Source organism: Bradyrhizobium cajani, from assembly GCF_009759665.1.
Lineage (GTDB): Bacteria > Pseudomonadota > Alphaproteobacteria > Rhizobiales > Xanthobacteraceae > Bradyrhizobium > Bradyrhizobium cajani.
On sequence record NZ_WQNE01000046.1, the window covers coordinates 1 to 21,842 of the forward strand.

Annotated in this window: 23 protein-coding genes and 1 pseudogene; 13 read left to right on the forward strand and 11 right to left on the reverse strand. The window is 63.3% G+C overall.

The window, feature by feature from the left end; all coding sequences use genetic code 11:
• Window positions 1-128 precede the first annotated feature (128 nt).
• From rpmB to ftsZ, 7 genes and pseudogenes are all read left to right on the forward strand, one after another.
• On the forward strand, window positions 129-437 hold the full coding sequence (rpmB, locus tag GPL20_RS34525; RefSeq protein ID WP_157336521.1) for a 50S ribosomal protein L28: 309 nt from the start codon (window positions 129-131) through the stop codon (window positions 435-437).
• A gap of 201 nt (window positions 438-638) precedes the next feature.
• Window positions 639-2,468, forward strand: a complete 1,830-nt coding sequence (locus GPL20_RS34530; RefSeq protein WP_157336523.1) for a Z1 domain-containing protein — start codon at window positions 639-641, stop codon at window positions 2,466-2,468.
• A complete protein-coding gene (locus GPL20_RS34535) occupies window positions 2,458-2,940 on the forward strand; it encodes a hypothetical protein (protein WP_157336525.1) in 483 nt (160 codons plus the stop codon). The genes GPL20_RS34530 and GPL20_RS34535 overlap by 11 nt, the downstream gene beginning before the upstream one ends.
• Before the next feature lie 72 nt (window positions 2,941-3,012).
• Window positions 3,013-4,254 (forward strand): hypothetical protein, encoded by a 1,242-nt coding sequence (locus GPL20_RS34540; RefSeq protein WP_157336546.1) that lies wholly within the window; start codon window positions 3,013-3,015, stop codon window positions 4,252-4,254.
• A gap of 81 nt (window positions 4,255-4,335) precedes the next feature.
• Window positions 4,336-4,525, forward strand: a pseudogene (locus tag GPL20_RS34545) (T6SS phospholipase effector Tle1-like catalytic domain-containing protein); the annotation flags it as partial.
• 318 nt (window positions 4,526-4,843) lie between these two features.
• The gene (locus tag GPL20_RS39740) at window positions 4,844-5,152 is read left to right on the forward strand and encodes a hypothetical protein (protein WP_246251177.1); all 309 of its coding nucleotides are present in this window, start codon (window positions 4,844-4,846) and stop codon (window positions 5,150-5,152) included.
• Between the two features lie 50 nt (window positions 5,153-5,202).
• Window positions 5,203-6,462, forward strand: coding sequence for a cell division protein FtsZ (gene ftsZ / locus GPL20_RS34555; RefSeq protein ID WP_157336551.1), 1,260 nt, complete (start codon window positions 5,203-5,205; stop codon window positions 6,460-6,462).
• A 459-nt stretch (window positions 6,463-6,921) separates the two neighbouring features.
• On the opposite strand, the gene GPL20_RS34560 is transcribed toward ftsZ, so the two are convergent.
• The 4 genes from GPL20_RS34560 to GPL20_RS34575 all read right to left on the reverse strand — a co-directional run bounded on the left by GPL20_RS34560 (window position 6,922) and on the right by GPL20_RS34575 (window position 8,855).
• On the reverse strand, window positions 6,922-7,611 hold the full coding sequence (locus tag GPL20_RS34560; protein ID WP_157336553.1) for a nucleotide exchange factor GrpE: 690 nt from the start codon (window positions 7,609-7,611) through the stop codon (window positions 6,922-6,924).
• Between the two features lie 262 nt (window positions 7,612-7,873).
• The gene (locus GPL20_RS34565; protein WP_157336555.1) at window positions 7,874-8,152 is read right to left on the reverse strand and encodes a DUF1488 family protein; all 279 of its coding nucleotides are present in this window, start codon (window positions 8,150-8,152) and stop codon (window positions 7,874-7,876) included.
• 44 nt (window positions 8,153-8,196) lie between these two features.
• Entirely contained in the window at window positions 8,197-8,493 is a 297-nt protein-coding gene (locus GPL20_RS34570) for a hypothetical protein (RefSeq protein WP_157336557.1), read from the reverse strand.
• Window positions 8,493-8,855 (reverse strand): hypothetical protein, encoded by a 363-nt coding sequence (locus tag GPL20_RS34575; RefSeq protein ID WP_246251178.1) that lies wholly within the window; start codon window positions 8,853-8,855, stop codon window positions 8,493-8,495. The genes GPL20_RS34570 and GPL20_RS34575 overlap by 1 nt, the downstream gene beginning before the upstream one ends.
• 283 nt (window positions 8,856-9,138) lie before the next feature.
• Here GPL20_RS34575 and GPL20_RS40020 point away from each other — a divergent pair, with 283 nt between their 5' ends.
• The 4 genes from GPL20_RS40020 (at window position 9,139) to GPL20_RS34590 (ending at window position 11,834) form a co-directional block, all read left to right on the forward strand.
• The gene (locus tag GPL20_RS40020) at window positions 9,139-9,273 is read left to right on the forward strand and encodes a hypothetical protein (protein WP_256557417.1); all 135 of its coding nucleotides are present in this window, start codon (window positions 9,139-9,141) and stop codon (window positions 9,271-9,273) included.
• Window positions 9,274-9,498: 225 nt separating this feature from the next.
• Complete coding sequence (locus GPL20_RS34580) at window positions 9,499-10,824, forward strand: T6SS phospholipase effector Tle1-like catalytic domain-containing protein (protein WP_254125473.1); 1,326 nt, start codon at window positions 9,499-9,501, stop codon at window positions 10,822-10,824.
• Window positions 10,825-10,991: 167 nt separating this feature from the next.
• Window positions 10,992-11,429 (forward strand): hypothetical protein, encoded by a 438-nt coding sequence (locus GPL20_RS34585; protein WP_157336559.1) that lies wholly within the window; start codon window positions 10,992-10,994, stop codon window positions 11,427-11,429.
• A gap of 159 nt (window positions 11,430-11,588) precedes the next feature.
• Entirely contained in the window at window positions 11,589-11,834 is a 246-nt protein-coding gene (locus GPL20_RS34590) for a PilZ domain-containing protein (protein WP_157336561.1), read from the forward strand.
• A gap of 50 nt (window positions 11,835-11,884) precedes the next feature.
• Here the strand turns inward: GPL20_RS34590 and GPL20_RS34595 are convergent, their stop codons facing one another.
• The 6 genes from GPL20_RS34595 to cobS form a co-directional block, all read right to left on the reverse strand.
• Entirely contained in the window at window positions 11,885-12,292 is a 408-nt protein-coding gene (locus GPL20_RS34595) for a hypothetical protein (protein WP_157336563.1), read from the reverse strand.
• Window positions 12,293-12,571: 279 nt separating this feature from the next.
• Window positions 12,572-13,684, reverse strand: a complete 1,113-nt coding sequence (locus GPL20_RS34600; RefSeq protein WP_157336565.1) for an NADH:flavin oxidoreductase/NADH oxidase — start codon at window positions 13,682-13,684, stop codon at window positions 12,572-12,574.
• A 163-nt stretch (window positions 13,685-13,847) separates the two neighbouring features.
• Complete coding sequence (locus GPL20_RS34605; protein ID WP_254125474.1) at window positions 13,848-14,918, reverse strand: esterase-like activity of phytase family protein; 1,071 nt, start codon at window positions 14,916-14,918, stop codon at window positions 13,848-13,850.
• Window positions 14,915-16,822: a cobaltochelatase subunit CobT gene (cobT, locus tag GPL20_RS34610; protein WP_157336566.1), complete on the reverse strand. Its 1,908-nt coding sequence runs from the start codon at window positions 16,820-16,822 to the stop codon at window positions 14,915-14,917. Before cobT ends, GPL20_RS34605 begins: the two co-directional genes overlap by 4 nt.
• Entirely contained in the window at window positions 16,819-17,229 is a 411-nt protein-coding gene (locus tag GPL20_RS34615; RefSeq protein ID WP_157336568.1) for a GNAT family N-acetyltransferase, read from the reverse strand. The genes cobT and GPL20_RS34615 overlap by 4 nt, the downstream gene beginning before the upstream one ends.
• A 3-nt stretch (window positions 17,230-17,232) precedes the next feature.
• The gene (gene cobS, locus GPL20_RS34620) at window positions 17,233-18,216 is read right to left on the reverse strand and encodes a cobaltochelatase subunit CobS (protein WP_373568220.1); all 984 of its coding nucleotides are present in this window, start codon (window positions 18,214-18,216) and stop codon (window positions 17,233-17,235) included.
• Between the two features lie 315 nt (window positions 18,217-18,531).
• Here cobS and GPL20_RS34625 point away from each other — a divergent pair, with 315 nt between their 5' ends.
• Window positions 18,532-19,191: a DedA family protein gene (locus tag GPL20_RS34625; protein WP_254125476.1), complete on the forward strand. Its 660-nt coding sequence runs from the start codon at window positions 18,532-18,534 to the stop codon at window positions 19,189-19,191.
• 243 nt (window positions 19,192-19,434) lie between these two features.
• Here the strand turns inward: GPL20_RS34625 and GPL20_RS34630 are convergent, their stop codons facing one another.
• Entirely contained in the window at window positions 19,435-20,664 is a 1,230-nt protein-coding gene (locus GPL20_RS34630; protein ID WP_157336572.1) for a citrate/2-methylcitrate synthase, read from the reverse strand.
• Window positions 20,665-20,740: 76 nt separating this feature from the next.
• Between GPL20_RS34630 and GPL20_RS34635 the strand changes: the two genes are divergently transcribed.
• Entirely contained in the window at window positions 20,741-21,835 is a 1,095-nt protein-coding gene (locus tag GPL20_RS34635; RefSeq protein WP_157336574.1) for a citrate synthase/methylcitrate synthase, read from the forward strand.
• Window positions 21,836-21,842: the final 7 nt, after the last annotated feature.

A 21,842-nucleotide genomic window follows, 5' to 3' on the forward strand; every position in this document is an offset into this window, starting at 1 on the left:
ATCCTTGACTACCCGCGCCTTCCCCCCTATACGTCCGCCCGCTCCCTGCAAGGACAGAGAATTCGCCCCCGTGGCGCCCAGAATGGCGGCCGCAACCCGTTGGGGGTTTTAGGATAAGGATTTGTGACATGTCTCGCCGCTGCGAACTGACGGCCAAGGGCCCCCTCGTCGGCCACAAGGTCAGCCACTCCAACATCAAGACCAAGCGCCGCTTCCTGCCGAACCTCGTCAACGTGACGTTCATCAGCGAAGCCCTGGAGCGCAACGTGCGCCTGCGCGTCTCCACCAACGCGGTGAAGAGCGTCGACCACAATGGCGGCCTCGACGCCTTCCTGCTCAAGGCCAACGCCGACGCCCTCTCCCCGCGCGCCCTCGAACTGAAGCGCGCCATCCAGAAGAAGGTCGGCAACACCCAGCCGGCGAAGAAGGCGAGCTAAGAAAGATTCCCAGTTAGGGCGGGGGCTAGGTTGCGTCGCGTGGCGTAGGCTTAGCCAGTTGAGTTTTGCGTGACGGCCGGATCGGAAGATCCGGCCGTTTTTGTTTTGTGCGTCGGCGACATTATGCGCCTGCCTATCTTGCCTCGAATCCATCGCCCGTTATGATCGCAGAAAACGATAATTCAACTAGGGGGTAGTGGGTTGGGGCTCAGTGTCAGCCAGCTGCGGGCTATTGCGCAGCAACGCGATAGATATCAAACGCAATTGTCTCGCCTAAAGGCAGCAGGCAAGCAGACCTCCTGTATCGAAGCTGCTGTTACAAGCGCTTGCGAGACCCTTAGCAGCAAAACGACGTCATTTGTGATCTACGGTGAACCGCAAAGCGGCAAGACCGAGATGATGATTTGCCTGACTGCGAGACTCTTGGACGATGGACATCGAGTTGTAGTGCACCTGCTGAACGACAGTGTGCAGCTTCTCCAACAAAACCTTGATCGCTTCCAGCGGTCGAAGCTTTCACCTGCAGCTCGTAACTTCTCCGAAGTTATCGACCCAGAGTACTCACTATCGACAGGGTATCACGTCATCTTCTGCAAGAAGAATGCGAGCGACCTTACGAAACTAAACCAAAAGCTGGAGAAAATCGGCAGCAAGGTCATCGTCGATGATGAAGCTGACTTCGCAACACCGAACGCATTGATCAACAAGAGCGACGTAACCCGGATAAATGCACTGATCAAAAAGCTGATCAGTCACGACGGAATATACATTGGGGTCACTGCGACCCCCGCCCGCTTAGATCTGAATAATACGTTCGACAACGACAACGAGAAATGGGTCAATTTCCCGCCCCACGATGCATATACAGGTCAAGACATCTTCTTCCCGCTAGATACAGACGTACAATTCTCGCTTCACACGTTGCCAGACACCGACGATAGCCCAAAATATCTGCGCGAAGCGATCTTCCGGTTTCTCGTGCGAGTCGCCGCTTTGAACTTGGCGACAAAGTCCGACGAAAATTTCTCTATGCTTATTCACACGAGCGGAAAGAAGCTTGATCACAAGTCCGATAAGAAGCCAATCGACGACGTAATGAATGCGCTTACAGATGTTCACTCGAAAAAGTTCGAGAGCTACACACACGAAATAGACAAGATAGCCACCAAGCTGTACGGCCCAGAGCAAGCGAGCAGCATCCTCGCCTATATCGTGAAGAACTGCGACCAAACTAGCACTGTCATCATGAACAGCGAGCGGGACAAGAACGTCGACTTCAAATCAGCAACGTCGCCAGCAGCGATGTTTACATTCGTGATCGGCGGCAACATCGTCTCCCGCGGAGTTACATTCGACAATCTTCTTTCGATGTTCTTCACACGGGACTCAAAGCACAAGATCCAGCAAGACACATATATTCAGCGCGCTCGAATGTTTGGATCGAGAAAGAAACATCTCCCGTACTTTGAACTGACGATTCCTCAACAGCTCTATCTCGACTGGCAACGCTGTTTCGCATTTCACAAGTTGGCCCTAGAAGCGATTAAGACGAAGAAGGGCTCTCCTGTTTGGCTAGCCGATCAAAGAATTTCTGCCGTTGCCTCGAACAGCATTGATAAGGCCAATGTACTCCTTGATAAGGGAGAAATGACGTTCCCAATCTTCGATTATTCCACAGACCTTGAACAGATTGTGGTAGGCAGCAACGATCCCATCGGCAGCTTGAAGCGATTGCAAGAAAGGATAGGCAGCGACGCCCTGCCCGACTACTTGCTTCGCTATGTGCAGAGAATTCTTCCTAAGGGTCCCGCCTCCATAGCCCTGCATAGTTCAAGCACAATCGAGGGAATGAAAGACGCAGATCACGAAAAGATCGAACGCAAGAAGGGCCTCTTTGGTCAAGTCAAACGCGAGTTTCCCGAAGCCGTTCACCACTTCAAGATATTCCGCAACAAGAAGAACAAGGCGAGGGTGATTTATAAATTCGATGGCAACATCAGTTTTTTGAAGAACGTGAAAAATGTTGGATGAATACGAGTTTTACCAAGGCGTCGTTTTGCGACAACTTGCCGTCGAGAACGACTATTCCATGTCTGTGTCTTTCCGACCATTTGTTCGTGAAGGACGAATCAACGCCTTCGTGATGAATGGTCGCGCTGGGGTTTACATAAAGCACTCCTCCAAACGCATGTCGCCATGGCGATTCACATTCACCATCGAGCAGGCCGCAGACTTGCTCGACCTTGAGCATAAATTCCCAGATTCTTTCATGGTATTCGTATGCGAGGCGGACGGCCTAGTGACACTCTCGATGGCCGACTTGCACAGCATCGTCAGCTTTCAAGAGAGCGAGAACGCTTGGGTTAGCATATCAAGGTCTCCTCGCACGCAATATGAGCTAGCGGGGAATCGGGGAGAATTGAAGTATAAGGTTGCGAGAGGAATCGGGTTGATTCCAGAGACGCTCAAGACGCGAGGACGTGAGCGTTATGCTTCGGGCTAGTCATTCCCTCTATCGCAGAAATCCGATTTGCTTCTCAGGCGCCGCCGCCCCGTTTCTATACGGGGAAGAGACATGAGCAAGACTTACAAAAAGACCATACAGCAGGCACTCGGGCGTGATCCGGTTCACCCATTTCCGGCCAGAATGGCCCCGGGAATCGCACTCGACATCCTGAATAGCGAACAAGATAGAATTCGCGTTCTCGACCCCATGATGGGCTCTGGGACGGTACTCGCGATGGCGCGAGCGCGCGGCCATTCGGCGATAGGTATCGATATCGATCCGCTAGCTGTTTTACTTGCCCGCGTTTGGACGACATCTGTAGATACGGCGCAAGTTAGACGAACCGCGACCCGCGTCTTGGAGCGAGCTAAGGACATCTTCCCAGAGCGGAATGTCGGGGACGCTTATCCGCGAAACGCAGATTTGGAGACGCGGCGATTCGTTCGCTACTGGTTCGACGACTACGCCCGTCGCCAATTGAGTTCACTTGCCGAAGCGATCTTCGACGTGAAAGGCGAGCCAGTGAGAGACGCATTGTGGTGTGCTTTCTCGCGTCTCATCATTACCAAACAAGCTGGCGCGTCATTGGCGATGGATTTGTCGCACAGCCGCCCCCATCGCGCATTCGAAAGTGCGCCAATAAAGCCATTCAATAAGTTCATGGCCGCAGTCGAACTCGTGCTCAAGAACTGCATCGCCAAGGGCCAGCCTGATAGGGGACCGGCGACTCGGACACTCCTCGGCGATGCTCGAGACCTTCCAATAAAGGCCGGCTCCATCGATCTTGTGCTGACGTCCCCACCCTATCTAAACGCAATCGACTACATGCGCTGTAGTAAGTTCTCGCTAGTCTGGATGGGCTATTCAGTTGGCGAACTAGGGAGCATTCGCACCGAAAGCGTAGGCACAGAGTGCGGCGATCAAAATGCTCGCGACGATGAGAGCATTCAGGAAATTATTTCGGAATTGCGTTTAGTGCCGAAGCTTTCTAACCGTCATGAAGCGGTGCTGGCTCACTATATCGACGACATGATGCAAGCTGTCGGCGAGGCTGCGCGTGTTCTTTCGCCGGGCGGAAAGGCTGTGTACGTTGTTGGTGAAAACACAGTCCGAGGCACATTCATTCCGAATGCTAAAATCGTAGCCGCAGTGGCCGAGAGATCGGGGCTTAAGACTGACCGAAGGCATGCACGAACCCTCCCGGCTAACCGCCGCTATCTTCCTCCTCCGCCAGCTAAGCATCTTACTACGGACTCATTGGATACAAGGATGCGCCGCGAGGTGATTCTTTCGTTCTCAAAGCCTGGATAGAACTCCTGATCGCAGGTTCTAGACAATCGCATTCTCCGCTATACTCGCCCCGGTAGCATCACCCGGAGGCGCATCCCGTGGATCACGCACCCACACCGACCACAAGCCCTCACCAAAAACCTCATCATCTGCTTTGACGGCACCGGCAACGAGATCTCGGAGAACATCTCCAACGTCCTGAAGCTCTATCGCTGCCTGCGCGAGACGGACAAGGACGCATCCGCGGCAGATGGTGTCCTGCGATCCCGGGGTCGGCACGGTGACGGCACCGGTAAACAGCGCCGCGCGCGTTAACCGTCCGTTAACCAACGCGGCCTAGCCTCAACGCATTGCCCAGCCATCATCAGCCTGAAATGCCTCCCTGGTTCATTCCTGGAGACAGCCGATGTCCGTTGCGTTGCTGACTTATGCCGATCTAGGTGCCCGCCTCGACATCTCGCGCGAGGCCGCTCGTTCGCTTAGTCGACGACGCGGTTGGCCGCGCTCGCGTTCGGATGGCGGCAAGGCCCTGGTGAGCGTTGATGTCTCCGAACTCCGGTACAGGCCCCGCCCACGACGTGGCCGCCAGGCAAACTCCGTCGACGCCTCCATGGCCAAGATCGAGGCGTTCAAGGTCGCGGCCTGCAAGGCGGAGATCGCGCGGCTCGAAGTCGTCGCCGCCGGTTACAGGATGGTTTTCGAGCGCGAGCGCGAGCGCGCCGATTCCCTAGCGATCGAGCTGTCGCAGGCGGCCGCCGAGACGATTGCGGCCAACGCGTGGGCGGCCCGACTGGAAGACGAAGTGGCGGCGCTGCGGACCGGCCGACAAGCTGGCGGCTCGATCGCGGGACAGGCCGCGCTCCGATTGGGACGTCTGGCCGCTTCCATCGTGCAAGCAGACCGCGCTGCCAGCAGGTAGCACGTGAACCTTTCTCCATCCCGGCCTGCCGGAGCAATTGCGAGGACAGAATGACTGGCATCACCGATATTCGCGAGATGAAGGCGCGCATCGTCGTATTCGGGGTTGGCGGCGCCGGCGGCAATGCCGTCAACAACATGATCACGGCCGGGCTGCAGGGGGTCGACTTCGTCGTCGCCAATACCGACGCGCAGGCGCTGGCCATGTCGAAGGCGACGCGCCTCATCCAGCTCGGCACACATGTGACTGCAGGCCTCGGCGCCGGCTCGCAACCCGAATTGGGACGCGCCGCGGCCGAGGAGGCAATCGATACGATCCGCAATCATCTGACCGGCGCGCACATGGTGTTCGTGACTGCCGGCATGGGCGGCGGCACCGGCACCGGGGCTGCACCCATCATCGCCAGGACCGCGCGCGAGCTCGGCATCCTCACGATCGGCGTGGTCACCAAGCCATTCTACTTCGAGGGCCAGCGCCGCATGCGCTTTGCCGAAGCCGGCATCGAGGAGTTGCTGAAGACGGTCGACACCCTGCTGATCATCCCGAACCAGAACCTGTTCCGGGTCGCCAGCGAGAAGACCACATTCGCCGATGCCTTTGCCCTTGCCGATCAGGTGCTCTATTCGGGCGTGGCCTGCATCAGCGACCTCATCGTCAAGGAAGGCCTGATCAATCTGGATTTCGCCGACGTTCTCTGCGTGATGCGAGAGAAGGGCAAGGCCATGATGGGACGGGGCGAGGCGTCCGGCGAGAAACGCGTGCTCGCCGCCGCCGTGGCGGCGATTTCCAATCCATTGATCGAGAACCCCTCGATCAAGCGCGCCAGCGGCCTCATCATCTCCATCACCGGCGGCAGGGATCTGATGCTGTTCGAAGTCGACGAAGCCGCGACCCGCATCCGCGACGAGGCCGACCCGGACGCCAACATCATCGTCGGCGCGTCGTTCGATGAAAGCCTCGAAGGCATCGTCCGCGTCTCGGTGGTGGCGACCGGTATAGACAATCTTGATCCGGCGCAGCAGACGCCACCGGCGGAAACCTCACTCACGCAGCTCGCCGGCAGGCTGCGCAACGACAGCCGCCGCATCGCCGATCGTATCGAGCGCGGTGCGCCCCTTCCTCAAGTGGAAAGCCCGCCGCTCCGCTCCGAGGCAAGTCAGCCCGCGGGGCAACCGGCAGGGACGAGGCCGATCTATGCGCGCCAGGTGGCCGATCGGCCGCTCGATCCTTACGGCCGCTCCGTTTCCCGCAATGCCCCCGACGAAGACCTGCTCGACATCCCGGCCTTCCTGCGCCGCGCCGCCAACTGAGCTGGTCGCAGGAGCCGGAGTTACTGGCTTGGCGACCAGCGAGCCCAACAATGGGTCGTCATCCCGGGGCGCGACCAACGGGTCCGCGCGAAGCGCGGCCCGTTGACAGGCTCCGTCGCGAGCCCGGGATCCATCGATCCCCAGTGACTGTTGAGCAATGGATTCTCAGATGCGCAATTGCGCAATGGGAATGACGGAGCAAAACAACAACTCTCCAATGCCGCTGCTGCGCGACCTAAAGCGCGATGGGACAGCCATGTTCTAGCCACGCAAGCGGTGCGCCCGCCTGGGCGCGCGCCTCGTCCTTCGAGACGACCGCTTCCAGCGGTCTCCTCAGGATGAGGCTAATCGGCATCGGTGCCCGTTGAAACCAGTGCCGCGCACTCCGTCCTCATCCTGAGGAGCCCGCCGAAGGCGGGCGTCTCGAAGGATGCGTCGCAAGGACAGCACCCGCCGGGTTCACGCTGCCGTGCTGCGCGGGCTCTCCGCTGCTTCCTTTTTTTCCGGCTCCTTGTCGCGAGACAGCCAGGCCGGGAAACGAAGCAGGCGATCGTTGTTGTCTTTTGGCAGTTCCACGGGCGGTACGATGGACCACTCAATGGCCGAACTCGGGAGGTCCAGCACGGCGTGTCCGCCTCGCACCGCATCCGCGCGCTGAGCCAACTCGCGCAACAAGGGATCGATCACGGTGTCGATCTCGGTCGCCACCGACACCAGGAAACTGTTGAGCTCACGCGCCTCGGGCACAACGGCCGCAGCCGACTCGATCGCCCTGGAGAGACCATCGACGACCGGTGCAAACGCGCCGGCGGCCTGTTTGATTCGGGTTTTTATCGCCTCGATCTCGGCCAGAACACGATCACGCTCCCGCCTGTTCTTCTCCTCCGAAAGGCGGGTTTCGATTTCGGCGATCTGAGCCGTCAGGGTCGCAGCTTCGGATGCAAGCGCATCGCGTCGTCCGCGCGCACGATCGAGATCGCGACTGAGATTGTCCACTAAGTCGTCCTTTCCGAACATGGCATTGCTCCGTAGGACAGCCGATTTGGCCTGTAGGACGGCCTTGGCGCGAACCGCCAGCCTTGCAGCCGAACCAATGGCTGGATCGGCCAAAGCAGGCATCAACTTCAGTCGCGTCAGATGGGCCGACATGGTGACCCCCAATCGTCCTCATTAGGCGACCGCATGGTTAACAAGTGGTTAATGTCAACAGCCGATGTGGCAATGGGGCCTGCGGATGCGATCGAAAATGCGCGAAGCTTGCGCACGCTCGCGCTGCGAACCGTCGCGATGAGATTGGGATGAATCGTTATCGCGCTTTAGGTTGTTGTTTTGAGCATGATCTCCGCGCAAACGCGTTCCGCGTTTGTCGCGAGGGAAAACCGCGTCACACTTTTCCGGATCATGCTCCACCCTACCCCCGAAAATCAATGCTCCGCAGCACGATCCCCGGCGGCGTGCCCTCGAACTCCGTTGCCTGATATTTGCGTCCGGCGCAGGCCTCGATGCGCTCGCGCAGGCGCATGAACTGGGCTTCGCGCTCGTCGGGCCTGGCGCGCGGGCCGCGCTCAAGGTCGTCCATCGCGGAGGTCGAGATCGCGCAGGCGATCTCCTTCGCGCCGTCCTGCATCGAGAACTGGACGATGCCGCGATCCTGTTCGTGGCCGATGTAGCGGCCGGTCGTGAGCGTCATGGGGTTACTCCTTTGCGCGATGGGTGCCCTCCCTCTCCCGCGGCTCAGCCCTCTCCCGACAGCCGGGCGAAATCATCCAGCAGCGCCGCCACCAGCGCCCGGTGCCTGGTGTCCTCGGGCGGCAGGCTCGCGGCGTAGAGGTTGAGCAGATGGCGCGCCTTCACCGCGGCCTCCGGCCACGACATCGCGGGCACCGTCATCATGCGATTTTCAAGCTCGGCCTCGCGTTCGCGCAGCTCCCTGACATGGGTCTCGACCTCCGCCAGCGCCCGGCGCAGATCGGTCGCCTTCTGGGCGGCCATGCCGCGATGCTTGTCGAGATCGACCGGATCGTCAGACATCAAGAGCCCGCCTTGGATGAGGGTGAATTGGAAGAACCTGAATTTGAAGAACGTGAATTGGAAGAATCTGGCGTGGACGAACCTGGCTCGGAAGGGCCCGCATCAGGGGCACTGGCGTCGATGCGTTGCGCATCGGCGAGATCGACCGAACCGATCGACAGCCGCTCGGTGGCGCCGCGCACGCTGTCCGCCGGCACGGTGATCATCGTGGCGACGCGGTGCCAGACCGGGAACGACAGGCCCTCGATCATCTCCTCGTCGGTGACGACCTCATAGGCACCCGCCGGAAACTGGCGCGCGACGCCGCGGAGGTGGAATGGATGCTTGAAGGTGACGGTCTCGCGCCGCGAGCGGATGGTCATGCCTGCGTGCCTTTTGCAAAGCGCCCCACCGTCGCCGCTATCGCGGACCATGCGCCGTTTCGCCGACAATAGCCACCGCTTTGTCCCGAGGCGACCGCGCTGCAACGCGAGCTTCCGAGGCGGCATTGGCGTTTGCGCTCGCTATTCGCCTGTCGCGGGCGTAGCTTTCGCATCATCGCTGTCGCAGATGGCATCGGCCGGCGACCAAGGATCGCACGTGTTCCCGCCGATGCGCGATGGCCGACGCCCCTGATCAACTCGTGACGTCACGGAGGAGAGCGAGATGGCAAAAGGACAGCAACGCAGCAACCGCGAAATCAAGAAACCGAAGAAGGACAAAGCCAAGGTGATCGCCGCAGCGCCGAGCCGCAAGGAGGCGAACTGGCAGCCGGATTTCGGGCCGGCGAAGAAGAAGTAGCGACGATAGAGGGGGCGCTCGGCGCGTCGACGGATTCCGTCATGGCCGGGCTTGTCCCGGCCATCCACGTTCTTTTTGTGCGGAAGCCAGAACGTGGATGCCCGGGACAAGCCCGGGCATGACGAGTTTGTGGCGCGACCATCGGTCCAACTCTCGCCGCCGTCTCTTCTCCGTCGCGCTTTTCCGCTATACTCGCCCCGGTAGCATCACCCGGAGGCGCATCCCGTGGAGCACGAAGCCAAATCCGACCACAAGCCCGAGCCGAAGAACCTCGTCATCTGCTGTGACGGCACCGGCAACGAGATCTCGGAGAACATCTCCAACGTCCTGAAGCTCTATCGCTGCCTGCGCAAGACCGACAAGACGCATCCTCGGCAGATGGTGTTCTACGATCCCGGGGTCGGCACGGTGACGGAGCCGACGACGTGGCACCGCTGGAAGGCCAATATCAACCTGGTGCTGGGGCTCGCCACCGGCTACGGGCTCGATGACAACGTGCTGTCGGCCTATTGCTTCCTGATCGAGCATTACGCGCCGGGCGACAAGATCTACCTGTTCGGCTTCTCGCGCGGCGCCTATACCGTGCGGGTGCTGGCGGGGCTGATCCACAAGATCGGGCTGATCTCGCCGGAGCAGGCCAACCTCGCCGGCAGCGGGCTCGTCGCCTACAAGCAATATTCCGGCACCGGGCGCGGCAACGACATCGAGGACCTCAAGGACGTCGCCTTCGACGATCAGGGGCCGCTGCCGAAGGACACGTTCGATCTCGCCGCGCAGTTCGCGCGCATCACCTCGACGCGCTGGCCGACCATCCACTTCATCGGCGTCTGGGACACGGTGGCGAGCGTGATCGTGCCGCGGCGCGACAATTTCTTCTTCCTGTTCAGCCTGGAGGAGCTCGCCTTCACGCTGCGCAATCCGAGCGTCAAGATCTTCCGCCAGGCGATCGCGATCGACGAGCGGCGCTGCATGTTCCGCCTGAAGCAGTACCGGGAGCCGCAGGAATACTGGCGCAACCGCTATGTGCCGGACGAGAAGAAGGAGCCGCAAGATATTTTGCAGGTGTGGTTCGCCGGCGTGCATTGCGACGTCGGCGGCGGCTATCCGGAAGTCGAGAGCGGCGAGTCCAAATATCCGCTGATCTGGATGATCGAGGAAGCGACGAAAGCCGGACTGAACTTCAACGTCAGCACAGTGAACCAGCTCGCCTGGGGCGTGCAGCGCAAGAACTCGCCGTTCAAATATGTCGAGCCTGCCTACACCGGCAAGGCGGGCGCGCTGCACGATTCGATGACGCCGGCCTGGCGCGTGCTGGAGTATTTCCCGAAGAGCGCGAAGTACAAGGAATGGCCGGAGCGGAAAGTCTATTTCGGCTTCTACGTCCCCGATTGCGAGCCGCGCGTCATCCCCGAAGGCGCGCATGTGCATGAGAGCGTCGTGAAGCGGATGGCAGCGGAGCCGAGCTATCGGCCGGTGAACCTGCCGAAGGACTATGTGACGGTGCCGATGCCGGTGCCGCCACATGTTGCGGAAGAGACGGCGATGGCGTGACGGCCTCCACGTTCGTCAGCAGGGCTCGCACCGCCGCGACAAGATGTCCGGCAGAATCCCGCCGCTAGCGCGGAGATTGTGAAGTGGATCATGTGCATCCGCTTCCCCCGCACCTATCCTTGCGCGAGACCTCCATCAGCGAGGGTATCGATCGAGGAGATTTTCCAATGACGAAGTCTTCATTTCATGCTGCACATATTCGCGCCGCGCTGTTTGTCGTCGCGTCCGGCCTTGGCGCCGCGGCGCTGTGGCCGGCGGCGGCCGGGGCTGCCGACGAGAAGCACTACGGGGTGGTCTGTGTGAGGAACAACACCAAGGCCAACATCACCTACATGCGCAAGGTCGGCGATGGCGCCTGGCAAACCCGCTTCATCGAGCCGGGCGCTGAATGGCGGATGGCGCATCGCTACGACCGCGCCAACGAGAACTCGTCGCCGAAGGTTCACGTCAGATACGACGCCGACGCGACCGGGCGGAAGTTCACGCAGTTCAAGGATCTCGAGCGCCGCGCCGCCGTCGGCGATTCCTGCCAGGAAGGCTACGTCTATGCCTTCCAGTACGAGGCCCGCAATCGCAACTTCATCTCGCTCGAACGCGTGCGATAGCGCCGGGGTAACGGGGCCGAGGCGGCGGCAGCAAGGTGGGCGGCACCTTGCTGCCGGTTTTCATTAAAATTCTCGCGCCCGCCTTAGTCATATCGCATCATCTCTCTTCCATCATCGTCCCCCAAAACCCGCGAGCCGGGAATTGGAGGAGACGTGCCAATGCACCCGCGTAAATATGCCCGCGTGAAGCCGGCGGGGCTGGTGTCGCGCCAGGCCAAGATCATCACCGACCCGCGCGCGCCGGTGATTCCCTGCACGCTGATCGACTATTCGCCCGGCGGGGCCTGCGTCGATCTCGGCGGCCAGGTCAGCATCCCCGATCGCTTCGAGCTGCTGCACGTCAACACCAGGAAGCGCTGCCGGATCGCCTGGAAGCGCGGCACGCGGGTGGGCGTGGTGTTCTGAGGGAGACATCACCTTGCTGACCCTCTCCCGCAAGGGGAGAAGGAAGAAGGCTACTTCCGCATCCTCGCCTTGGTCCCCGCGACGATCTGCATGGCGACGCCGGCGATCCAGCCGAGCAGGACGAGCCAGGTCCAGGCCATGTGCGGATCGAGCCGCAGCACGATGACGGCGACGGAGGCGAGCGCGGTGATCGTGGCGCAGAGCGTGCCGGCCGAGCTCAGCAATTCGGCGGCGTCGATGTCGCCGTGCGCCTCGTCGAAGGGAAGCTGTGGCGTGTCGATGCCGAGATAGAAGCCGATCGCGCCGAGCGCCATCATCAGCAGCAGAAAACCCTGCGTGGTGAGCGGGGCGATCGCCGATCCGACATAGGCGCCGACGAACAGCCCGCAGGCGGCCCCCGCCATCGCGAGACCCACGCGCTCGAACACGTGGGCGGTTTTGCGGACACGAAAACGCATGACGTGCCTCCGTGAGGCGTTGACGGGACGGAGGTTAGGCCAGTTTTGCGGGAGGTGGAAGCTGGGGAGGTTTACGGATGCGTGAGGGGTGGCGATGGTGAGGGATTAAAGGGCGCACCAAACGACGATCTGTGCGTGTGGCTCACTTCTGCCTCCCCCATCGTCATTGCGAGCGCAGCGAAGCAATCCAGAGTCTTTCCGCGGAGGGGTTCTGGATTGCTTCGTCGCAAGAGCTCCTCGCAATGACGAGCGTGTGGCGCGGCCGTCGCGCCACACGCCCTACCTTGCCCCGAACGTGGTCTTCCCGAACAGCGCCTTTTGCGTCGAGGGCTGCGAGCGCCAGTATTGCGGCGGGGCTTCGACCTCGCCGCCGAGGTCGGCAGCGGCGTGCCAGCCCCAGCGCGGGTCGTAGAGCATGCCGCGCGCGAGCGCGACCATGTCGGCCTTGCCGGAGGCGACGATCTCCTCGGCATGCCTTGCTTCCGTGATCAGGCCGACGGCGATGGTGGGCAGGCCGGTCGCGCGGCGGATGGCCTCCGCAAACTGCACCTGGTAGCCGGGGCCGAGCGTGATCTTCTGCAACGGCGAGACGCCGCCGGAGGAGGCATCGATCCAGTCGACGCCGCGCGCCTTCAGCGCGCTGGCGAATTCGATGGTCTGGCCCAAGTCCCAGCCGCCTTCGACCCAGTCGGTCGACGACACCCGCATGCCGACTGGCTTGTCGTCGGGGAAGACGCTGCGCACCGCGTCGAACACTTCGAGCGGAAAGCGCATGCGGTTCTGCAAGGACCCGCCATATTCGTCGGTGCGCCGGTTGGAGATCGGCGAGAGGAATTGGTGCAGGAGATAGCCGTGCGCGCCGTGGATCTCGATGGCGTCGATGCCGAGCCGCGCGGCGCGCTTCGCGCTGTCGACGAAGGCCTCGCGGACGCGCTTGAGGCCGCTCGCATCCAGCGCCGTAGGGGAGGCCTCGCCCTCCTTGTGCGGCACGGCTGATGGCGCGACCGTCTGCCAGCCGCCATGCTCGACCGGGATGAGCTGGCCGCCGTCCCAGGGCCGCGCGCTGGAAGCCTTGCGGCCGGCATGGGCGAGCTGCATCGCGACCGCGGTGGAGGAATGCCTGCGCACCGAGGTGAGGATCTGCTTCAGCGCGGCCTCGCCGGCATCGCTGTAGAGCCCGAGGCAGCCCGGCGTGATGCGGCCGATCGCCTCGACATGGGTCGCCTCGATGCAGAACATCGCCGCGCCCGACAGGCTGAGATTGTTGATGTGGGTGAAGTGCCAGTCGGTGGCGACGCCGTCGTCGGCCGAATACTGGCACATCGGCGACACCACCAGGCGGTTCTTCAAGGTCAGGCCGCGCAGCTTGATCGGGGAAAACAGGGCGCTCATGCGGGGAATCCCGGTGGATGGAGGGGCAATGGTGGAAGTGTAGTGAGGGACAAGCGGATTGCCACCCGCGCGGCGGGAATGGCGGGTAGCCTCAGCGTGCATTCCCGCAATCACGGTTTGACGCGAGATGACGCCAGCGGAGAATGCAGGGACGACAGTGGGGCTATTCCACCAGCGTGAACTGGAGCAGCAGCGTGCGCTGGAGCATCGAGAAATTGTCGTCGGAGACCAGCGTCAGCACGGTCTCGCCCTCCGGCGTGACGTGGGCGTCGATGCCTTCCATGTTGTCGATCTCCTGGCCGAGATCGGCCTTGAACAGCACGGGACCGTCGACCAGCGCGCCCGGCGCGATCGATTTCAGCGGGATCGCGCGGATGCGGATGTCGACGCCGGTGAACCAGGAGAATTTGCGTTCGAGGATGAGCAGATCGCCCGCGGGCAGCAGCACCGCATCGCTGATGTCGAACTTCTCGGTGCGGCGGACGCTGAACTGGCCGGGCGTGGGACCGCCGATCAGGAACGCCACCAGATTGCCGTCGGCGTCGAGCCCGCGCTCGGAGAAGGCGATCAGGGTGTTGGCGAGCGGCTGCCCTTTCGGCACGAACACCAGCGCCTCCAGCCCCTTGTTGTACGGCAGCTTGCGCACGCCGGGTGGCACGGGGATCACCTCGCCGCGGGCGCGGGTGCCGCCCTTGGCGAAATCGTAGCGCAGGATCTGGTTGACGCGCTCGAGCCCGACATAGACGAGGTTGCCATCGCGCGCGATCGATTCCGTATCGTACCAGAGGCGCTTTTCAGTGATCGGCCGCCCTTCCGCACCCAGCAGCGGCGCGGCCTCGACATCGTCGAGGCCGGCGAGCTTGCCGCCGGAATAGCGCAGGGCGCCGGTGAACCAGGCGCCCTGGTCGGAGATGGCGAGGAAGCGCTCGCCCCTGGCGTCGAGGCGGATCGCGGACAGGCCGCCGAAGCCGCGATAGGGCGAGGTCAGCACGAGGCCGCCGCGATAATCGAGCGAGCCGAAACGCGCGCGCGAACGGTCGCGCGGCTCGAAACTGGGAATCGGCCGCGCGTTGACCTCGATGCTGACCGGCTCGGCGACGGCATGCTCGACCTGGAGCGGGCGCGGCGGCGGCTCGGCCACAGGCTGCGCCTGCGCCAATCGGGACATCGTCAGATAAGAAATTCCCGCCGCCGCGTGGCCGATGAAGCCGCGGCGGGATAGAGCTGCGCTCACGAATGCAATTTGCGGCGCGGGCGGCCGGCCGGCTGCGACGGCGCGGTATGCGTCTCGCTGAACAGCTCGGCGAGCTTCTCGGTGATGGCGCCGCCGAGCTCCTCGGCGTCCACGATCGTCACCGCGCGGCGATAGTAGCGCGTGACATCATGGCCGATGCCGATCGCGATCAGCTCGACCGGTGAGCGGGTCTCGATCTCCTCGATGATGTGGCGCAGGTGCCGCTCGAGATAGTTGCCGGGATTGACCGACAGCGTGGAATCGTCGACCGGCGCGCCGTCCGAGATCATCATCAGGATCTTGCGCTGCTCGGGCCGGCCGAGCAGGCGCTTGTGCGCCCAGTCCAGCGCCTCGCCGTCGATGTTTTCCTTGAGCAGGCCCTCGCGCATCATCAGGCCGAGGTTCTTTCGCGCACGGCGCCAGGGCGCGTCGGCGGATTTGTAGATGATGTGGCGGAGATCGTTGAGGCGGCCGGGGTTGGCCGGCTTGCCGGCGGCAAGCCACGCCTCACGCGATTGGCCGCCCTTCCAGGCGCGCGTGGTGAAGCCCAGAATCTCAACCTTGACGCCGCAGCGCTCCAGCGTGCGGGCGAGAATGTCGGCGCAGGTCGCGGCCACCGTGATCGGGCGTCCGCGCATCGAGCCGGAATTGTCGAGCAGCAGCGTCACCACGGTGTCGCGGAACGTTGCCTCCTTCTCGTGCATGAAGGACAGCGGATGATAGGGATCGGTGACGACGCGCGACAGCCGCGCGGGATCCAAAATGCCTTCTTCGAGGTCGAACTCCCAGGCGCGGTTCTGCTGCGCCATCAGGCGGCGCTGCAGACGGTTGGCGAGACGGGCGACGATTCCTTGCAGATGCGCGAGCTGCTTGTCGAGATAGGCGCGCAGGCGCTCCAGCTCGTCATGGTCGCAGAGATCCTCGGCGGCGATGACCTCGTCGAATTTCGGCGCAAAGGCATGGTATTCCGGCCCGCGCGGCTCGTTCCTGCCGTGCGAATTCGGACGCGTCGCCTCGCCCGGCGTCTCGTCGTCGCCGAGCTCGCCGTCGTCGAAGGTGTCCGAGGTCGAGGCCTGCGCGCTTTCCATCGCGCTCTCGCTCATCTCTTCCGAGGTCGCCTGCGCCTGGTCGGCGCTCATCTCCTGGGCGGCGTCGGAATCGGGCGAGCCTTCGGCGCCCGACTGGTCGTTGTCGCCGTCCTGGTTCTCGTCGTTGTCGTCATTGTCTTCGCTGTCGGCGTTGCGCTCGTCGCCGAGCTCGAGCGCCGAGAGCAGATCGTGCACGGCATCGCCGAACCTGGTCTGGTCCTCGACCACGCTGTCGAGCCGGTCGAGCCGCCGTCCGATCTTGTCCTCGAGAATGGGCCGCCAGAGATCGACCATCTTCTTGGCCGCGGCCGGCGGCGCCATGCCGGTCAGGCGCTCGCGCACCAGCATCGCCAGCGCGTCGGCCAGCGGCGCGTCGGCGCGGTCGGTGATCTCGTCGAACTTGCCGCGATGGAAATGGTCGTCGAGCATCGCGGTGAGGTTCTTGGCAACGCCCGCCATGCGGCGCGCGCCGATCGCCTCGACCCGCGCCTGCTCCACCGCCTCGAACACGCCGCGTGCCTGCGGATTGCCGGGCATCAGCTTGCGATGAACTTTCGGGTCGTGACAGGCGATCTTGAGCGCGATGGAATCGGCATGGCCGCGCACGACCGCGGCGTCGCGCTTGGTCATTTTCCGCGCGGGCTCGGGCAGCCGTGCCTTGCCCGGCGCAAGCCCCGGCCGCTCGGCGGCGAAGGAGACCTCGAGCTCGGGCGATTTCGCGATCGCCTTGAGGCAGCTGGCCACCGAGCGCTTGAACGGCTCGGTCGGCGCTTCCTTGGAGTTACGGAACTTGGAGTTGGATGATGATGTGCTCATAGCGACTTCGTAAACGAATGGCGCGTCACGCCGCCGGGATAGCCCTTGAGGGTGCCGAATTCCTCGTACCCGCAGGAACGATAGAAGCCCGGCGCCTGGAAACTCATCGTGTCGACATGGGCCTGGACCGCGCCCTGCCGCCTTGCCTCATCCTCGATCGCCGCGATCAGCTTCGTACCCAAACCCTTGCCGCGCTGCTTCTGGTCGATCCAGAAATACTGGATGAACAGAACGGTGGCCCAGAGGTGCCCGACGATGCCGCCGACGATCTTGCCGCGATCCTTCAGTGAAACCGCGATGCTCTTGACCGACTGCTTGCCAAAGTGCTCGTCGTTATAGCCGCCGAGCCCGGCGAGCACAGCCTTCTTGGTGGTCCCAATGGTGCGCTCGACGGTGATGGTTGGCATGGTCTAGCTGAGTGCCACGTTCACCGCCGATTCCGGCAGCTCCGCGTTGAAGCAGCGCTGATAGAACTCGGCGACCAGCGGACGCTCGAGCTCGTCGCACTTGTTGAGGAAGGTGACGCGGAAAGCGAAGCCGATATCGCCGAAGATGTCGGCGTTCTCCGCCCAGGTGATCACCGTGCGCGGGCTCATCACCGTCGACAGATCGCCATTGGCGAAGGCGTTGCGGGTGAGATCGGCAAGACGCACCATCTTGTTGACGATGTCGCGGCCCTCCTGGGTGCGATAGTGCTTGGCCTTGGCCAGCACGATCTCCACTTCCTCGTCATGGCTGAGATAGTTCAGCGTGGTCACGATCGACCAGCGGTCCATCTGGCCCTGGTTGATCTGCTGGGTGCCGTGATAGAGGCCCGAGGTGTCGCCGAGGCCGACCGTGTTGGCGGTCGAGAACAGGCGGAACGCCGGATGCGGCTTGATCACCTTGTTCTGGTCGAGCAGCGTCAGGCGGCCGGAGACCTCCAGCACGCGCTGGATCACGAACATCACGTCCGGGCGGCCGGCGTCGTATTCGTCGAACACCAGCGCGACGTTGTTCTGGAGCGCCCAGGGCAGGATGCCGTCGCGGAATTCGGTGACCTGCTTGCCGTCGCGGACCACGATCGAGTCCTTGCCGACGAGGTCGATACGGCTGATGTGGCTGTCGAGGTTGACGCGCACGCAGGGCCAGTTCAGCCGCGCGGCGACCTGCTCGATATGGGTGGACTTGCCGGTGCCGTGATAGCCGGTCACCATCACGCGGCGGTTGCGGGCAAAGCCGGCGAGAATGGCGAGCGTGGTGGCGCGGTCGAAGCGGTAGTCGGAGTCGACTTCGGGCACATGAGGATCGACTTCGGAATAGGCCGGCACTTCGAGATCGCTGTCGATCCCGAATACCTGGCGCACCGACACCTTCATGTCGGGCAGACCGGAAACTTCCTCAACTTTGGACATGGCGGCGGTCGTCATCAATCCTCCGAGGTCCCGGGCGGTCCCGAAACCGGTTATTCGCACGTTGGCTGCGGCTGGGTGCTGAAAATCAACCTATCAGAGACAACGTGCTGGCAGAAGCCCGGCCACCAATCAAAGTTCCGTTGTCTTTTCATTTAGATAGGCAAGGAACGCAGTTTTTGGAGGGCTGCCTTGCGAATCACGCTCGATTTTCGGCCCCGGATGCCTGGCCTGTCCAAGCGAATGGTATTTTTGCCGCCGCCGCTTACTTATGTAGGTGCCTGAACCCGAAAGCCCAGCCCCCGCGACAGAGACGACGTGACGTCCTTCCTCGATCCCCTCATCTCGTTCGTCGCAGCCCATCCATGGCTGGCCTACCTGACCCTGTTCCTGGCAGCGCTGCTCGAAGCCGTGCCGGTGGTGGGCTCGGTGGTGCCGGGCTCGACCATTATCCTGGCGCTGAGCGCGCTGGTCCCCGGCGGCGAACTGAAGCTTCCTTTCGTGCTGCTGGCGGCCGCGTTCGGCGCGGTGCTGGGAGACGGCTCGGCCTACTGGATCGGGCACCGGCGCCAGCGCGAGATCCTCAACACCTGGCCCCTGACCAACTATCCGCGCGTGGTCGCGGAGAGCGAGAGCTTCTTCCGCCGCTTCGGCACCTGGGCCGTGTTCTTCGCCCGCTTCGTCCCGCCGATCCGCGCCTTCGTGCCCGTCACCGCCGGCGCGCTGGGCATGGCGCCGGCGAAATTCTACGCGGTGAACATCCCGGCGATCCTGGTCTGGGCGCCGGCGCATGTGCTGCCGGGCGTGCTGGCGGTGTCGGCACTGCACGAATATGCCGGGCTGCACCATCATGAGCATGTCGGCAAGCATATCTGGATTTTGACGGTGGTGGCTGTTGCGATCATCGGCGGCCTTGGCATCTGGTACTACCGCCGACGGCGGAACGGCGTCGCCGCGACGGCCAAGCCGCGAGCTTAGATCTTACCCTCCCCTAAAGGGGTCCGAGACGAGCGAAGCTCGCTCGTGGGTCGGCTCACATGAAGCGTAGCGGAATGTGAGACGGGGTGGGGTGACGGTCTCTCCACAACGAACACCGCCCGAGTGGAGAGATCACCCCACCCCGCTCGCGTTTCGCGCGATCGACCCTCCCCCTCCAGGGGAGGGTGGCAGCCGGGCCTGCATGGTTCGAGACGCGCGTTCCGCGCTCCTCACCATGAGGGTCTAGCTCTTGGAATCCGCAGCTCCCGCCCGCCGCCCCGGCGCAGGCCCGACATACCGCGCCCGCGGCCGGATCAGCTTGCCGAACTGCAACTGCTCGCTGGCGTGGGCGATCCAGCCGACGCTGCGGGCCATTGCGAACAGGGCGAGCTCACTGCCCGCCGGCAGGCGCAGCGCGTGCACGAGGACCGCGAGGACGTAGTCGATATTGACGAATTCGCCGGTCGCCTCCGCGATCCGCTCCGGCACCTCGCGGGTGAATTTGCGCGGTGCCCCAGTTCGCGCCAGCGCGTTGAGCAGCGACTGCGCGCGCGGATCGCCGCGCTTGTAGACGCCGTGGCCGAAGCCGGCAAAGCGCTCGCCGAGCGCGACGCGCTCGCGCACCAGCGGCTCGACGTCGCGATCGACCAGCGCTTTGACGAGCTGCGAGGCCAGTACGCCGGCGCCGCCATGCTTCGGCCCCTTCAGCGCGGCGAGGCCGGCAATGACGGAATCGTAGAGATTGAGGCCGGTCGAGGCCGCACAGCGCGCGGTGAAGGTGGAGGCGTTCAATTCGTGGTCGGCGAGCAGCACCAGCGCGCGACGAATGAGGTCGGACGCATGCTTGTTGTCCGGCGCCCAGACCCGCGCAATCTGCTGATGCAGCGGCTCGGACGACGGCTCGGCGTTGAGCATGGTCGCGACCAGCAGCCGGACGATGCGCGCGCCGACCAGCGCGCGGCCCTCGGGCGCGCGGGTGAAGGCACGCGAATCGGCACTCGTTGCCAGCGCCAGCACGGCGATGGCGCGGTCGATCGGCGCGGCTCTGCGCGCGGCCTCTGCGATCGCCCGCATCTCGTCGGAGATCTCGGGCAAATTGTCCGGCGCGAAGGGATCGACGCCGGAGACGTCCCACAGCAGCGTCGCCGTGTGCTCCAGCGTGTCGTTCTCGGCGAGATCGACGCAGTTGACGCCGCGATAGATCGCGCCGGCCTCGGTGATGGTCGAGATCTCAGTGTCCATGACCGGCAGGTCGGCGTCGAAGCTGCGCAGCCCCCGCGGCTCCGGCGAGGGCACCCGCCGCTCCTTGAGCGCGCGGACGTCCTCGGCGCGGTAGCGGTTCTTGCGCGAATCCGGCGTCGGCTCGGAGCGGATCAGGCCGCGGCTGACATAGGCGTAGAGCGTGGCCGGCGAGATCGCGAGCTCGGCCGCGGCTTCCCGGGCGGAGAGGTACAGCGCCGAAGAATTTTTCATATTGATTTATGTAATCAAGATTGATCAATCTGTCGAGAGGCCTGACCTTTCCTGCATTGGAAAGGAGATTTGGGCCATGAACATCCACCTCACCAAGAGCCAGATCGGGCTGGACGGCGTTCCCGCGGCTGAGACCGTGCTGAGCCATGTCGATGGCGAGCGCGGCGAACTGATCATCGCCGGCGAACACATCGGCAGCCTCGCCGCCAAATCGAGCTTCGAGGGCGTCACCGCCCGGCTCTGGAACGGCGCCAGCAAAACTGCACTGAGCGAAGCCAATGTGCGGGCGAGCCTGGGCGCCGCGCGCGAGCGCGCCTTCGCGCGATTGCCGGAGCTTTTGCCGGCGACACAAGGCATCGGCATCATCGACGGGTTTCGCGCAGCCGTCGCCGGGCTTCGTGCGGAGCATGGCCTCGAGCACGAGGCGACCATCGTCGGCGCGTTTCCGGTGATCGCGGGCGCGCTGGTCCGCCGCGCGACGGGGTTGGAGCCGGTCGCGCCCGATCCCAGCGTGAGCCATGCCGCCGACACGCTGCGTATGCTGCACGGACGCGCGCCTGCAGCGCGCGAGGTCACCGCGCTCGATGCCTATCTCGTCACCGTCTGCGACCACGGCATGAATGCCTCGACCTTCACGACGCGCGTGGTGGCCTCGACGCAGGCCGATCTGTTCGCCGCCGTGACCGCGGGCTATTGCGCGCTCACCGGCCCCTTGCACGGCGGCGCGCCCGAACCGGTGCTGGAAATGCTCGACGCGATCGGCTCGCGCGAGCGCATCCAGTCCTGGGTGGATGCGGCGCTGGCACGCGGCGAGCGGATGATGGGCTTTGGTCACCGCGTCTATCGCGTGCGCGACCCGCGCGCCGACGTGCTGAAGACAGCGATCGAGGCACTGGCTTCCAACGGCGCCGACCTGCCCTTCGCCGGCGAGGTCGAGGCCTATATCCGCAGCGCCCTGCGCAAGAAGAATCCGGACCGGCCGCTGGAGACCAATGTCGAGTTCTTCACCGCGATCCTGCTCGATGCGCTCGCGATTCCGAGGCAGGCCTTCACGCCGATCTTTGCGGTGGCGCGCGCTGCAGGATGGACCGCGCATGCACGCGAACAGCAGCGGACAGGGCGCCTGATCCGGCCGAGCTCGTCGTATGTGGGGGCGATGCCGGAGGGGTGATGAATGC

Bases quoted from the DNA above. Each gene is read 5' to 3' on its own strand.
- GPL20_RS34560 (WP_157336553.1), bottom strand. From the start codon at position 7,611: ATGTCGGCCCATCTGACGCGACTGAAGTTGATGCCTGCTTTGGCCGAT.
- GPL20_RS34590 (WP_157336561.1), top strand. From the start codon at position 11,589: ATGCACCCGCGTAAATATGCCCGCGTGAAGCCGGCGGGGCTGGTGTCG.
- GPL20_RS34635 (WP_157336574.1), top strand. From the start codon at position 20,741: ATGAACATCCACCTCACCAAGAGCCAGATCGGGCTGGACGGCGTTCCC.
- GPL20_RS34565 (WP_157336555.1), bottom strand. From the start codon at position 8,152: ATGACGCTCACGACCGGCCGCTACATCGGCCACGAACAGGATCGCGGC.
- GPL20_RS40020 (WP_256557417.1), top strand. From the start codon at position 9,139: ATGGCAAAAGGACAGCAACGCAGCAACCGCGAAATCAAGAAACCGAAG.
- GPL20_RS34615 (WP_157336568.1), bottom strand. From the start codon at position 17,229: ATGCCAACCATCACCGTCGAGCGCACCATTGGGACCACCAAGAAGGCT.
- GPL20_RS34630 (WP_157336572.1), bottom strand. From the start codon at position 20,664: ATGAAAAATTCTTCGGCGCTGTACCTCTCCGCCCGGGAAGCCGCGGCC.
- GPL20_RS34535 (WP_157336525.1), top strand. From the start codon at position 2,458: ATGTTGGATGAATACGAGTTTTACCAAGGCGTCGTTTTGCGACAACTT.
- GPL20_RS34575 (WP_246251178.1), bottom strand. From the start codon at position 8,855: ATGACCATCCGCTCGCGGCGCGAGACCGTCACCTTCAAGCATCCATTC.
- GPL20_RS34570 (WP_157336557.1), bottom strand. From the start codon at position 8,493: ATGTCTGACGATCCGGTCGATCTCGACAAGCATCGCGGCATGGCCGCC.
- cobT (WP_157336566.1), bottom strand. From the start codon at position 16,822: ATGAGCACATCATCATCCAACTCCAAGTTCCGTAACTCCAAGGAAGCG.
- GPL20_RS34595 (WP_157336563.1), bottom strand. From the start codon at position 12,292: ATGCGTTTTCGTGTCCGCAAAACCGCCCACGTGTTCGAGCGCGTGGGT.
- GPL20_RS34585 (WP_157336559.1), top strand. From the start codon at position 10,992: ATGACGAAGTCTTCATTTCATGCTGCACATATTCGCGCCGCGCTGTTT.
- GPL20_RS34600 (WP_157336565.1), bottom strand. From the start codon at position 13,684: ATGAGCGCCCTGTTTTCCCCGATCAAGCTGCGCGGCCTGACCTTGAAG.
- GPL20_RS34540 (WP_157336546.1), top strand. From the start codon at position 3,013: ATGAGCAAGACTTACAAAAAGACCATACAGCAGGCACTCGGGCGTGAT.
- cobS (WP_373568220.1), bottom strand. From the start codon at position 18,216: ATGTCCAAAGTTGAGGAAGTTTCCGGTCTGCCCGACATGAAGGTGTCG.
- rpmB (WP_157336521.1), top strand. From the start codon at position 129: ATGTCTCGCCGCTGCGAACTGACGGCCAAGGGCCCCCTCGTCGGCCAC.
- GPL20_RS39740 (WP_246251177.1), top strand. From the start codon at position 4,844: ATGGCCAAGATCGAGGCGTTCAAGGTCGCGGCCTGCAAGGCGGAGATC.
- ftsZ (WP_157336551.1), top strand. From the start codon at position 5,203: ATGACTGGCATCACCGATATTCGCGAGATGAAGGCGCGCATCGTCGTA.